The following is a 13,257-nucleotide window of genomic DNA, read 5'->3' on the forward strand; positions in this document are numbered from 1 at the left end:
GGGACGCAGGGCCTTGCGTTCAGGCCTCAGGCCCGGGCCACCCAGCGCCCGAGGACGTCCTCGAGCCGTCCGTGCAGGCGCCGCGTGGCGTCCGGATCGGCGCGGGTGGGACCGTCGTTGAGGATCACCACGGGCTTGCCCTGACGGCCGGCAGCCCGGACGAACCGCAGCCCGGACTGCACCGTGAGGCTCGAGCCGAGCACCAGCAGCGCCTCGGCAGCCTCGAGCGATGCGAAGGCCGCGGCCACCACCTCGCGGCGCGCAGACTCCCCGAAGAACACCACATCGGGCTTGAGGATCCCGCCGCACAACGGACACGGTGGGTAGCGGAAGCTGCTGGTGCGATCCACCTCGGCGTCCCCGTCGGGGGCCTGGGCGGCGTCGGCCGTGAGCTGTCCGAGCCGTGCGGCGAGCTCGGGATTCATCGTCAGCAGCCGCTGATGCAGTGCGGTGCGGGAGGAGAGCGCATCGCACTGCTGGCAGCGCACGCGGTCGAGCCGTCCGTGCAGGTCGATCACCGGATCGGAGCCGGCCGTCGCGTGCAGCCCATCCACGTTCTGGGTGATCACTGCGGTGATCGAGAAGGCCGCGGGATCGAGCGCGGCCAGCAGTCGGTGCGCGGCGCCGGGGCGGGCGGCGCGGAACTGCTCCCACCCCACCGTGGAGCGCGCCCAGTAGCGCCGACGGGCCAGGTCGTGGCCCATGAACTCCTGGTAGGTCATCGGGGAGCGGGGCACCGCATCACGCCCGCGGTAGTCGGGCAGGCCGGAGCCGGTGGACATCCCCGCCCCGGTGAGCACCGCTACCGGCGCCCCGGACAGCAGGTCGAGGGCGGCATCGATCTCCTCGCCGGGGCTGCGGTGGCCGTACTGCGCCCCGTCCATCGGGCCCCAGGCGGGCAGTCGGGGTCCGCCGCGGGTGGGGCCGGGGCCGTCCGGGTTGCGGCGGGTGGCGGTCGCGAACCAGCGGCCGACGTCCGCGGAGCCTGCGCGAGCGATCCCGGGATCGTCGGCGCTGCCTGCGCTGCCTGCGCTGCCTGCGCTGCCTGCTGCATCTGCGCGAGCGGCGTCGGGGGCGGAGGCGGGCTCGCTGGTCATTCCTCGAGCGTAGGCGGTGTGGGACGTTCCCGTCGGGCACGTATCCGACGCACGACGATGACGAGCACCGCAAGCACCCCGATCGCCGCGACCACCCCGGAGTACAGGCGCACGAACCCCTCGAGCAGCTCACCCCCGGCCTGCCCGAACACATACCCGGTGACGACGAACAGCGCATTCCACACCCCGGAGCCCAGCCCCGTGGCCAGGGCGAACAGCCACACCGGCATCCGCTCGATCCCGGCCGGGATCGAGATGACGGTGCGCACCATCGGCACGAAGCGGGCGATCGCCACCGCCGGGAAGCCCCAGCGCTCGAAGAAGCGCATCGCCGCGTCGACATCGCGCTCCTCGAGCAGCGGCAGGCGGCTCACCACCGCCTTGGTGCGATGCAGCCCCAGGGCGCGGCCGACGGCGTAGACCCCGAGCCCGCCCAACACCGAACCGAGCGTGGTCCACGCCAGCGGGACCAGCACGTGCTGGCCGTCGGCGGCTGCGGCGACCCCCGCGAAGGGCAGCAGGATCTCGCCGGGGATCGGCGGGAACAGCGCTTCGGCGGCGATCACCAGTGCCGTGCCCGGGCCTCCGAGCAGCTCCATCAGGGCGATCGCCCATGCGGTGAAGTCCATCGGGCCCTCCTCCTGCGCGCCGTCCAGTGCGCCGGAGGCTAACGGCCGCGGATGGCGCACAGATGAACAGCACTGTGCGGACAGGGCGATGAGGGTGAACCGGATGGTCCCAGCCCCAGAATGAGGCGTTTCAGAGCGCAGTGCGCGAGAGCTGCCGCGCGAGGCTCGTCTGCCGACCTCGGGTGGGTCGGCTCGCCTGAAAACGTTCTCATTCCAGACGCGTTCTCGCGAGGGCAGGGTTCGTGACGCGAGCGAGATCTGGAACAGTTGACAAACCTGCGGACAAGCGCTTTCCTTGCATTCACCACCACGCGGTCCACGATCCGGTAAGACCGGGACGTGATCGCCTGGCGGGTGCAAAAGTTTCATTCCGCTGGTGCTGCGGTCGGAGCCTCCGGGCGCAGCGCACGCTCCGGTCCCGCCCGGAGCGGCATGCCCGGGGCCCGCAGGCGCTGGGGCATCCACCACCGCTCGCCGTCGCCCTCGGGTGGACATCCCACCCCCGACCACCGACCTCGTCGGCCCCACCCGCTGCGACCCGACCCGTCGCCGTCTTTCACGATCAAAGGAGATCTGATGCTCACCCGACGCTCCGCACTCTCGCTCGGCATCGCCGTCCCCGGCCTGACCGCCCTCGCAGCCTGTGGCCCGAACGCCTCCGGCGGCTCCGGTGGCGGCTCGGGCGGCGAGGACGGCTCCGCCTCGCTCCGCCTCGCCTGGTGGGGCAACCCCACCCGCGACGAGAACACCCAGAAGGTCGTCGACGCCTACGCGGAGATTGCGCCCGACGTCACGATCGCCCTCGAGCCCGGGGAGTGGAGCGGCTACTGGGACAAGCTCGCCACCCAGACCGCCGGCAACGACTTCCCCGACATCGTCCAGATGGACGAGAAGTACCTCGCCGAGTACGGCGGCCGCGGTGCACTGCTCGACCTCGCCGGTGCAGGCCTGGACACCGCCGATTTCGCGCCGGGCTCGGTCGAGGTCGGCGAGCTGCCGGAGGTGGGGCTCGCCGCGATCAACGCCGGACTGAACGCCCTCGCCTTCCTCATCAACCCCGAGGTCTTCGAGGCGGCCGGCGTCGACATCCCGGACGACACCACCTGGACCTGGGACGACCTCATCGAGGCCGCCACGAAGATCACCGAGGCCACGCCCGACGGCACCTTCGGCATGACCCAGATGGGCTCCGTCCAGGGCCTGTTCCAGGTGTATGTGCGCCAGGCGGGCCAGGACCAGTACAAGGACGGGGCGGCGGGCTTCGACGCGGCGACCGCCACCAAGTGGTTCGAATGGGCCAAGAAGGTCCAGGACGAGGAGGCCGGCCCCAGCGCCAGCGTCTCGGTCGAGGACGCCGCCCAGGCGATGGACCAGTCGCTGTTCGCGACCGGGAAGGTCGCCATGACCGTGGCCTGGTCGAACCAGGTCGTCGCCCACGACGGGCTGGTCCCTTCGGGCGTCGTCGTGCTCCGGCCGCCGTCGATGACGGGCTCCGCCTCCGACGCGCAGCTCTGGTACAAGGCCTCGATGTACTGGGCGGTCTCCGCGAAGGCCGCGAACCCGGAGGCCGCTGTCGCCTTCGTCGACTTCCTCGTCAACTCTCCCGACGCCGGCAAGATCCTCTCGGTCGAGCGCGGCGTGCCCGGCAACCTCACCGTGCGCGAGGCGATCGTCCCGGACTTGGACGAGCCGAACATGAAGGCCGTGGACTTCCTCGAATCGGTCGAGGCGGAGCTCGGCGAGGCACCCGAGATCACGCCGCAGGGCGGCGGTCAGTTCGAGGACATCCTCACCCGTGCCTGCGAGGACATGCTCTTCGGCACGCTCACTCCGGCCGAGGCCGGTCAGCGCGTGCTCGACGACCTCGCCGGAGCCCTGGGCTGAGCAGACCGTCATCCCGGAAGCCGGTCCGTCGAGGTCACGACCTCAGGCGGACCGGCCCCGAGATCCCCATGAAGAAGGGAAGAAGCCTATGAGCGCGGTCGGTGAACTCACCCAGATCGTTGCGAATCGCAAGAAGGGCGGCGCGAAGGAGAAGCACCCCGACAACAAGCAGGCGGCAGTCTTCATGCTGCCGTGGCTGCTGGGGTTCCTGGGGATCACGCTGATCCCGATGATCGCCTCGTTCGTGCTCGCGTTCACGGACTACAGCCTGCTGGCCGCACCGAACTTCGTGGGGCTGGAGAACATCAAGGAGATGATCGCGGACTCGCGTCTGCACAACTCGCTGGTGGTCACGTTCATCTACGTGTTCGTCGGCACGCCGCTGCAGCTGGTCGCGGCGCTGCTGCTCGCGGTGGTGCTGAACCAGGGCATCAAGGGCCTGGCGTTCTACCGCTCGGTGTTCTACCTGCCCTCGCTGCTGGGCGGCTCGGTCGCGATCGCGATCCTGTGGCGCCAGATGTTCGGCGCGAACGGCCTGATCAACCAGGTCGCAGGGATGTTCGGCTTCGAGAATCTGCCCGGCTGGGTCTCGAACCCGGATACCGCGCTGGGCACGATCATCCTGCTGCACGTGTGGACCTTCGGCTCCCCGATGATCATCTTCCTGGCCGGCCTGCGGCAGATCCCGGAGATGTACTACGAGGCCGCGTCGGTCGACGGTGCCTCGAAGCTGGCGCAGTTCTTCCGGATCACGATCCCGCTGCTCACACCGATCATCTTCTTCAACGTGGTGCTGCAGGTGATCAACGCCTTCCAGTCGTTCACCCAGGCGTTCGTGGTCTCGGGCGGCACCGGCGGTCCGTCGGACTCGACGATGTTCTACACGCTGTACCTGTACCAGAAGGGCTTCACCCAGTTCGACATGGGGTACGCCTCGGCGATGGCCTGGCTGCTGCTGATCATCGTCGCGATCTTCACCGCCATCAACTTCTTCGTCTCCAAGTTCTGGGTGTTCTACGATGACTGATCTGCAGAGCGAATCCCCGACCGCTGCGCACTCCGCAGCCGACCCGCAGCGCGGGCCCGGTGCGTCCGAGGCCCGGACCGTCCCCAGGACCCGACCGCGGCGCATGGTCCGCGGCGGTGTACGGCACGCGGTGATGATCGTGTCGAGCATCGTCATGATCTATCCGCTGCTGTGGATGGTCGTCTCGTCGCTGCGGCCCAATGAGGAGATCTTCCGCAGCCCGGGTCTGTTCCCGATCAGCCTGGACTTCTCGAACTACCAGCGCGGCTGGGAATCCCTCGCGCAGCCGTTCTCGCACTACCTGATGAACTCCACCCTGCTGGTGCTGGGCTGCGTGATCGGCAACCTCATCGCCTGCTCGCTGACGGCATATGCCTTCGCCCGGCTGAAGTTCTGGGGCCGCAACATCGCCTTCGCGATCATGCTGATGACCCTCATGCTCCCGATCCACGTGGTGATCGTGCCGCAGTACATCATCTTCTCCCAGACCGGCTGGGTGAACACGATGCTTCCGCTGATCCTGCCGAAGTTCCTGGCCACCGACGCGTTCTTCGTGTTCCTCATGGTCCAGTTCATCCGCGGCATCCCCCGCGAGCTGGACGAGGCGGCGCGCATCGACGGCTGCGGCCACTTCCGGATTTTCTTCCAGGTCATCCTGCCGCTGATGCTGCCGGCGCTCGCGACCACCACGATCTTCACGTTCATGTGGATGTGGAACGACTTCTTCGGCTCCCTCATCTACCTCACCAGCCCGGACAACTTCACCGTGCCGCTCGCGCTGAAGTCGTTCCTGGACACGCAGGGCTCCTCCGACTGGGGCGCCATGTTCGCCATGTCGGTGGTCTCCCTGATCCCGTTGTTCCTGGTGTTCCTGTTCGGTCAGCGGTTCCTCGTCAAGGGCTTCGCCACCACCGGCATCAAGTAGCCGGCTCCGCTGCCCGCCCCGCCCGCGCAACACCCGCCCGCACCCGCCCCGCCCGCACCCGCCCCGCCCGCACCCGCCCCGCCCGCACCCACCCCGCCCGCACCCACCCCGCCCGCACCCACCCCGCCCGCCTCCACCCCGCCCGCCTCCACCCCCGCCGCTCCCCGCTCCACACCCGGCCCCGTCGGGCGCGATCGTACGATTCCGAGCCACTTCCGGCTCGTAATCGGCTCGGAATCGTCCGATCGCGGGCCGCGCCCGGCTCGCCTCGCGACTGGTACGGCTCGAGCCATCACCCCTTCGCAGTACGCACCCCCAGGAGAGACATGCCCACCCGCTATGCGCTGATCGGCACCGGCCACCGCGCCCAGATGTATCTCGACGCGATGGCCGGCGATCACGCCGCCGACGCCGAGCTGATCGCCCTGCTCGACACGAACCCCGCCCGCCGGGAGTACCACCGCGACCGCCACCCGGCCTTCGCCGGAGTCGAGCTCGCCGGACCCGAGGACCTCGAACGCGTGATCGCCGACGGGAAGGTCGAACGAGTCATCGTCACCACCCCCGACCGCACCCACGCCGAGCTTGTGGTGCGGGCCCTGGAGGCGGGCGCCGACGTGATCGTCGAGAAGCCGCTGACCATCGACGCTCCCTCCGCCCGCGTGATCCAGGAGGCGATCGACCGCACCGGAGGTCAGGTGCTGGTGACCTTCAACTACCGCTACAGCCCGCGCAACACCGCGTTGAAGCAGATCATCGCCTCGGGAGAGATCGGCGAGGTGGTCTCGGTGAATTTCGAGTGGGTGCTGGACACCCAGCACGGCGCGGACTACTTCCGCCGCTGGCACCGCGACAAGGCCAACAGCGGCGGGCTGTTCGTCCACAAGTCCAGCCACCACTTCGACCTGGTGAACTGGTGGACCGACGCCGTCCCCGAGCGGGTCTACGCCCGCGGCGGCCTGAAGTTCTATGGCCAGGACAACGCCACTGGCCGCGGCCAGGAACCGCTGCCCGAGCGCGGCACCCACGACGGTGCCCACGACCCCTTCGAGCTGGATCTGCGGGACGACGAGAGGCTGAAGAACCTCTACCTCGATGCCGAGCAGCATGACGGCTACCGCCGCGACCAGTCCGTGTTCGGACCCGGCATCACCACCGAGGACAACCTCACCGCGATCGTCGACTACTCCGGCGGAACCGTGCTCACCTACGCCCTGAACGCCCACAGCCCCTGGGAGGGCTACCGGGTCGCGGTCAACGGCACCCGGGGCCGCGCAGAGCTGGAGGTGATCGAGCGCGCCGAGGTGATCCCCGCCGGCGCGGAGACCCACCTGGATCCCAGCGCGATCGCGGTGACCGCGGCGGACCAGGGTGCGCGCGAGCGGGGGGAGCGGCTGATCCTCCAGAAGCACTTCGAACCTGCGCACCAGGTCGAGATCCCCGAGGGCGTGGGTGGCCACGGCGGAGGTGACGCGATCATGCTGCGCGACATCTTCCAGGGGGTGGCAGAGGACCCGCTGGGCCGCACCTCCGACCACCGCGACGGCTTCCGCGCGATCGCCGTCGGGATCTGCGGCAACATCTCCCTCCAGACCGGGGCGCCGGTGGATGTCGCCGCTACCCTGGGAACCGATCTCGCCCGCACGGAGTCCTCGGCTCCCGCCGTTCAGGAGTCCGCATGACCCCCAGTGCCCCCAGCGCCCCCGACATGCCGACCGCCGCCGTGGATCCGGGAGCGCCGGTGCGCGTCGCCCTGATCGGCACCCGCGGCTACGGTGCCGCCCACCTGCGGAATCTCGCCCGTCTGTCCGAGATGGGGGTTGCCCGCCTGGTCGGGGTGGTCGACGTGGCAGATCCGCCCGAGGAGCTGCGCGGGATCCACCACCGCTCCCTCGCTGATCTGCTCGCCGCGCTGCCCGCCGAGGACCGCCCCGAGATCGTCGCCATCGCCACCCCGATCGACACCCATGTGCCGCTCGCGACCGAGGCGCTCGCCGCCGGGCTCGACGTCTACCTCGAGAAGCCCCCGGTGCCGGCGCTCGCCGACCACTGGCGACTGCTCGAGACCGCCCGCGGCGCCGGCCGCAGCGTGCAGGTCGGCTTCCAGGCCCGGGGCGGGGCCGGGGTGGATGTGCTCGCCGGTGAAGTCGCCGCCGGGAGTCTCGGCGAGATCACCGCGGTACGGGTGCACGGCGCCTGGTCGCGCGACCGCGCTTACTACCGCCGCTCCGCCTGGGCGGGCAGGCGACGCCTGGACGGCCGCCGGGTGGCCGACGGCGTGGCCACCAACCCGCTCGCCCATGCCGTGCATGCCGGCCTGGTCATCGCCGGGATCCAGCAGGCTGCGGACATCTCCTCGGTCACCACCGAGCTGCGCCGCGCCCACGACATCGAGGCCGACGACACCACCTTCCTGCGGATCGACCCGAGCGGGGACGGCCCCGCCGTGGTCTGCGCCCTGACCACCACGTCTCCGGAGCAGCACGCGCCCTGGGTCGAGATCATCGGTACCAGTGGCCGCCACCGGCTCTGGTACACCGACGACCGCTCCGCCCGCACGGTGGGGGATGGCGCGGTCGAGGAGCTCCGCCACCCCCGCACCGACCTGATGGAGAATCTCGCCGCGCATGTGCGCGACCGCTCGGTGGCGCTGCTGTCCCCGCTCGAGAGCACCTCGGCGTTCTCCGCGGTGCTCGAGGCGATCCAATCCGTCCCCGATCCGCTCCCGATCCACGCCTCGGCCATCGACTGGCAGGGGGAGGGGGAGCAGGCCCATCCCGTCGTCGAGGATATCGAGGCCACCCTGCTGGCGGCCCTCGATGCGGGCCGGCCCTTCACCGAGCTCGGCGTGAGCTGGGCGCGTGAGGATGCGGTGCACACCTGGACCTCACCGGCAGAGCTGGTGCACGCGCCGACGGCGTGAGCCCGGGGCCGTCCGAGATCACGCGCCGGCGTCGAGGACGTCAGCCCGCCGTGCCGGCAGTGCCCGTCGTGCCGGACGCGCCGGCGGCGTCTGCGGTGCTGGCGGGCCCGGCGGGTGCCGCCGTGGTCGGCGCCGCCAGCGCAGAGATCCGCTGCCGGTGCCGGGACCGTGCCCGCACGATCGCCAGCACAGCGGTGTGGACCAGCATCACCACGGCGACTGCGAAACCGCCGCCGATGAACAGGAACTGCATTCCCGCCTGGCCCGCCGGGTCGGACCACACCGCCGGCGGGATCAGCTCGACAGCGGAGAAGTAGATTCCGGCGGACACGAGCAGCAGCACGATCGCAGGGATCACCAGGGCATACGGCGACCAGCGGGAAGCGGCTGCGGCGATGCCCAGCAGCAGCGCCCCGAGCACGACGAGGACCACGGTGGTCAGCTGCGTCTCGGTGTAGAACGAGACCATGGCCATGCGTACCCCGTCGGCGTGCCCACGGAGCAGCATCAGGGACGCGAGCAGCAGCCCGAGCGGGACGACGATCACGCCGAGCAGAGAGACGACCAGATGCGGATCCGGACGGCGGCGCGCGATCACCAGCGCCAGCCCGAGCCCGCCGATCAGCGGATGGAGCAGCAGGGGAAGCCCGTAGACGATCCCGTCGAGCGCCTCCTGGGGAACCATCGGCGGGCGGTGCTGATAGATCTGGAACGCCAGTTCCGGGACGGCGGAGATCGCGACGCTGAGCAGTCCCAGCACCCCGACGGCGAGCAGTCCCGCGGAGCTCACCACCCCGGTGGCCACGATGCTCGCCAGCAGCAGGATCCCCAGCCCCGCCCCGAGGAAGACCCGGGCACCTGCAGGCCCTGCCAGCAGCTCGCCCAGCGAGGCATCGACGTATCCGCGGGACATCGCGAATCTGACCAGCGTGCTGCCGCCATAGGCGAGCAGGCCGGTGGCGATCGGGGCGACCACCAGGGCGTACACGATCGTGAGGATCCGCGCGACCAGCCCGGATCCATGGCGCGGGCGCGCGACGGCGGGGGACTGCTGCGGTGGCGATTCCGGGTGCGTTGCGGTGATGGGCTCGTCGGATGGGCTGTGGCCCGTCGGGGCGGCGCTGTCTCGTGGATCGGTGCTCATCGTGACCTCCAAAGGCCGTCGCCTGCTCGGGCGGAGGTCCCGAGCTGCCCAGCCACCCGGCGCGGGCCTCCTGAGCCAGAGCATAGGACGCGGGGCGGAGATCGGTGCGGGGTGAGCCGCTTTCGTGATCTGGGCCGAAGCCGGGTCCACGTGCGGCGATCCGCCGCCCCTTCGCGCACGTCAGGATAAAATCAGGGCAGCGGCTCGCGGCGATCTTCCCGGGCCGGGCGGACCAGCTGAGGAGCATGCGTGATGGCCACAGCCCGCACCGTGGGCATGAAGGACGTCGCGCGAGAGGCCGGAGTCTCCGTCGGCACCGTCTCCAACGTGCTGAACCGCCCCGACATCGTCTCCCCGGACCGCCGGGAACGGGTCGAGGCCGTGATCGCCCGGCTCGGCTATGTGCGCAACGATGCCGCCCGCCAGCTGAAGCTCGGACGCTCGAGCACCGTCGGCGCGATCGTCCTGGACTCCGGGAACCCGTTCTACGCCCAGCTGGTGGGCGGGATCGAAGCCGCGGCCGAGGACTCGCAGCTGATGGTCATCGCCGGCAGCGCCGGCAATCGGGAGCGGCGCGAGCGGCTGTATCTGTCCCTGTTCGAGGAGCAGCGGGTGCGCGGCATCCTGCTGGCCTCCACGGGCGGCAGCGCCGAGCTGGTCGAGGCGATCCGCGGCCGCGGCACCCCTGTGGTGCTGCTCGAGGGCGACCCTGATGCTGGCGGCTCCGCGGTGAGCGTCGATGACATCGCCGGGGGTGAGATCGCGGTGCAGCATCTGGCGGGGCTGGGCAGGCGGCGCATCGGCGTGGTCGCCGCGCGGCAGGATCTCCGCCAGGTCGCCGACCGCCTTCGCGGAGCGAGGCGGGCTGCCGCGGCGGCAGGCGTCGAGATCGAGGTGCTCGAGGCTGAGGACCTCACCGTGCTCGCCGGCCGCACCGTCGGCGAAGAGGTGGTGGCGCGCAGCGCCGCAGAGCGGCCCGATGCGGTGTTCTGCGTCAACGACCTGCTCGCCGTCGGCGTGCTGCAGGCCTTCGCGTTCCGCCACCAGGTCGCGGTGCCCGAGGAGATCGCGCTGGTGGGATATGACGACATCGCCTTTGCCCGCTCCACCGTGGTGCCGCTGACCTCGGTGTCCCAGCCGGCTGATCTGATGGGCCGCACCGCGCTCGCATTGCTCGAAGAGGAGATCGCTGGCGGCGACTCCGCACCCCGGCACGTGAGCTTCACGCCGACTCTTGTGGAGCGGGAGTCGACGACGGGCGGTTCCTGATCCGTTCCTGATCCGTTCCTCAGTCGTTCCCAGGGCGTGCTCACGGTGCGTGCTCACAGGCCGTCGAGCAGGCGATCGATCTCCTCGAGGCGGGTGATCTGCGGGCGGATGATCCGCTCGCCGCGCGCGATGACCATGCGGGGCGCGGCGAGGTTCCGGAAAGACTCCAGCGGATCGGCGTCCACGACGACGAGGTCCGCGACCTTGCCGACCGCGATCGAGCCGGTGACGGAGTCGAGCCCCAGGATCCTCGCGTTGCCCTGCGTGGCGGCGTGGAGGACTGCAGCGGGTTCCATCCCGCCCACGCGCTGCAGCAGATCGAGCTCCCGCCAGTAGTTCGAGTGCGTCACGTAGCTGACCGAGGAATCGGTGCCCACACCCAGGGCGATCCCGTTCTCGAGCGCCGCCCGGATCCCGCCGAGCATCTCCCCGAGGACCAGATCGGCATTGGCCCTCACCACGGGATCCACGCCCATGACCTCCGGGTCGAGATTCACCAGCGGCAGGCACGCCTGCAGGGTCGGGATCAACGCCGAGTAGCCGCGCAGCGAGGCGGGGTTGTCCAGGAAGAGTTCGATGAGCTCAGCGGACATGCTGCTGCCGTGCTCGATCGTGTCGACCCCGGCCCGCAGCGCGGCGAGAGCACCCTCCTGGCTCTGAGCGTGGGCGGCGACGAGCACGCCGGCCGAGTGCGCCTCCTCGCAGATCGCGCGCATCGAGTTCTCCGGCATCTCCGGCTTCCCGGCATAGCCGATCTCGATCGCATCCGTGACCCCGCCGGTGGCGGAGATCTTGATCGCCGCCGCGCCTCGTCGGATGTTCTGACGGGCATGGGAGCGCGCCGTCTCGGGGTCATCTGCGATCAGGGCGATCTGCGGGGCGCCGTGCCCGCCGGAGATCGCCAGCAGCGGACCGGAGGGAAGGATGCGCGGCCCGACGATGTCGCCGCGCTCGATCGCATCCCGGATCGCGACCACCTCGTAGGCGACATCGCCGACGGTGCGCAGCGTGGTCACTCCGGAGCGGAGCTGGATGGCCGCGTGCTCCCGGGTGCGCCTGCGCAGGATCCGACGGCCGACGGGTGTGTGCATCAGCCGGGTGGCGTACTTCGCCAGCCGTGGATTCGTGGCGGCCGCACCGAGCGGTCTGCCGTCGGCGAAGAGGTGGGCGTGGGCGTTGATGAGTCCCGGGAGCACGAACAGTCCGCGCCCGTCGACTCGCAGGCCGTCGGCGGGGAGGTCGGCGCTGTCGGCGGGACCCGCGTAGCTGATCGTGCCGCGGTCATCGACGCTGATGGTCCAGTTCTGGTGGATGGTACCGAGCGCATCGCCCGTCACCACGCAGATGTCGGTCAGGGCGAAAGGGGTTCTCATCCATCGAGTGAAGACCTGATGCGGGTCGATGTCCAGGGGATGCTTCCAGCGCTCAGAGGGACGCGGACTTCTCGGTCCCGCGTGGCATGGGCATCAGGCGGTGCAGCTGCGTGACGTGCCTCGGCTCCAGCTCGTCGAGGGAGTGCGCGCCCAGCAGCTTCATGGTGCGCACGATCTGCTCGGAGAGGATCGCGATGGCGCGGTCCACACCCGGCCTGCCGCCGGCCATCAGGCCGTAGAGGTAGGCGCGACCGATCAGGGTGAACCGTGCGCCGAGGGCCACGGCGGCCACGATGTCCGCGCCGTGCATGATGCCGGTGTCGATGCCGATCTCGGTGTCGGTGCCGACCTCGCGGGCGACCTCCGGGAGCAGGTGGAAGGGGACCGGGGCGCGATCGAGCTGCCGCCCGCCGTGATTGGACAGGATGATCCCGTCCACCCCCAGGTCGGTGAACGTCTTCGAGTCCTCGAGGGTCTGGACCCCCTTGACCACGAGCTTCCCGGGCCACAGGCCGCGGATGATCTCGAGGTCGTCATAGCTGATGGTCGGATCCATCGCGGAGTCCAGCAGCTCACCCACGGTGCCGCCGGTCGAGGACAGTGAGGCGAACTCGAGCGTGGGGGTGGTCAGGAAGTCGACCCACCACCAGGGGCGGGGAATCGCGTCCAGCACGGTGCGGGCCGTCAGCTGCGGCGGGATCGAGAAGCCGTTGCGGGTGTCGCGGAGCCGTGCTCCGGCCACCGGAGTGTCCACCGTGAACTGCAGGGTGTCGAAGCCTGCCTGTGCAGCGCGCGCCACCAAGTCGTAGGAGACCTCCCGTTTCCGCATCACGTACAGCTGGAACCACTTCCGGCCGTGGGGTGCGGCGGCGGCGACGTCCTCGATCGAGGTGGTGCCCAGCGTCGACAGCGTGAAAGGGATTCCCGCGGCCTGAGCGGCCCCCGCCCCGGCGGTCTCGCCCTCGGTCTGCATGAGGCGGGTGAAG

General features: G+C 70.3%; 11 protein-coding genes. 6 read left to right on the forward strand and 5 right to left on the reverse strand.

Going from position 1 to position 13,257, the window contains the following annotated elements:
• Nucleotides 1–26 precede the first annotated feature (26 nt).
• Together ACT3SQ_RS15810 and ACT3SQ_RS15815 are read right to left on the reverse strand one after the other, a co-directional pair.
• Complete coding sequence (locus ACT3SQ_RS15810) at nt 27–1,097, reverse strand: NAD-dependent protein deacetylase (RefSeq protein WP_441444513.1); 1,071 nt, start codon at nt 1,095–1,097, stop codon at nt 27–29.
• Nucleotides 1,094–1,726 (reverse strand): DedA family protein, encoded by a 633-nt coding sequence (locus ACT3SQ_RS15815; RefSeq protein ID WP_441444512.1) that lies wholly within the window; start codon nt 1,724–1,726, stop codon nt 1,094–1,096. Before ACT3SQ_RS15815 ends, ACT3SQ_RS15810 begins: the two co-directional genes overlap by 4 nt.
• A gap of 576 nt (nt 1,727–2,302) precedes the next feature.
• Here ACT3SQ_RS15815 and ACT3SQ_RS15820 point away from each other — a divergent pair.
• The 5 genes from ACT3SQ_RS15820 (at nt 2,303) to ACT3SQ_RS15840 (ending at nt 8,485) form a co-directional block, all read left to right on the forward strand.
• On the forward strand, nt 2,303–3,610 hold the full coding sequence (locus ACT3SQ_RS15820; RefSeq protein ID WP_444502323.1) for an ABC transporter substrate-binding protein: 1,308 nt from the start codon (nt 2,303–2,305) through the stop codon (nt 3,608–3,610).
• Between the two features lie 88 nt (nt 3,611–3,698).
• Nucleotides 3,699–4,637, forward strand: a complete 939-nt coding sequence (locus ACT3SQ_RS15825) for a carbohydrate ABC transporter permease (RefSeq protein ID WP_442332386.1) — start codon at nt 3,699–3,701, stop codon at nt 4,635–4,637.
• Nucleotides 4,630–5,562 carry a carbohydrate ABC transporter permease gene (locus ACT3SQ_RS15830; protein ID WP_441444509.1) on the forward strand — a complete coding sequence of 311 codons (933 nt, stop codon included), beginning with the start codon at nt 4,630–4,632 and terminating at the stop codon, nt 5,560–5,562. The genes ACT3SQ_RS15825 and ACT3SQ_RS15830 overlap by 8 nt, the downstream gene beginning before the upstream one ends.
• A gap of 326 nt (nt 5,563–5,888) precedes the next feature.
• On the forward strand, nt 5,889–7,244 hold the full coding sequence (locus ACT3SQ_RS15835) for a Gfo/Idh/MocA family protein (RefSeq protein ID WP_441444508.1): 1,356 nt from the start codon (nt 5,889–5,891) through the stop codon (nt 7,242–7,244).
• Nucleotides 7,241–8,485, forward strand: a complete 1,245-nt coding sequence (locus ACT3SQ_RS15840; RefSeq protein WP_441444507.1) for a Gfo/Idh/MocA family protein — start codon at nt 7,241–7,243, stop codon at nt 8,483–8,485. The genes ACT3SQ_RS15835 and ACT3SQ_RS15840 overlap by 4 nt, the downstream gene beginning before the upstream one ends.
• Nucleotides 8,486–8,525: 40 nt before the next feature.
• On the opposite strand, the gene ACT3SQ_RS15845 is transcribed toward ACT3SQ_RS15840, so the two are convergent.
• On the reverse strand, nt 8,526–9,629 hold the full coding sequence (locus tag ACT3SQ_RS15845) for a hypothetical protein (protein WP_441444506.1): 1,104 nt from the start codon (nt 9,627–9,629) through the stop codon (nt 8,526–8,528).
• Nucleotides 9,630–9,881: 252 nt separating this feature from the next.
• On the opposite strand from ACT3SQ_RS15845, the gene ACT3SQ_RS15850 reads away from it, so the two are divergent.
• On the forward strand, nt 9,882–10,898 hold the full coding sequence (locus tag ACT3SQ_RS15850) for a LacI family DNA-binding transcriptional regulator (RefSeq protein ID WP_441444505.1): 1,017 nt from the start codon (nt 9,882–9,884) through the stop codon (nt 10,896–10,898).
• Nucleotides 10,899–10,951: 53 nt separating this feature from the next.
• Here the strand turns inward: ACT3SQ_RS15850 and ACT3SQ_RS15855 are convergent, their stop codons facing one another.
• Together ACT3SQ_RS15855 and ACT3SQ_RS15860 are read right to left on the reverse strand one after the other, a co-directional pair.
• Nucleotides 10,952–12,271 (reverse strand): amidohydrolase family protein, encoded by a 1,320-nt coding sequence (locus tag ACT3SQ_RS15855; protein ID WP_441444504.1) that lies wholly within the window; start codon nt 12,269–12,271, stop codon nt 10,952–10,954.
• 52 nt (nt 12,272–12,323) lie between these two features.
• Nucleotides 12,324–13,257: alpha-hydroxy acid oxidase (locus tag ACT3SQ_RS15860; protein ID WP_444601374.1), on the reverse strand; the 934-nt coding region annotated here is incomplete at its 5' end.

This window comes from Brachybacterium sp. AOP42-C2-15, assembly GCF_052377065.1.
Lineage (GTDB): Bacteria > Actinomycetota > Actinomycetes > Actinomycetales > Dermabacteraceae > Brachybacterium.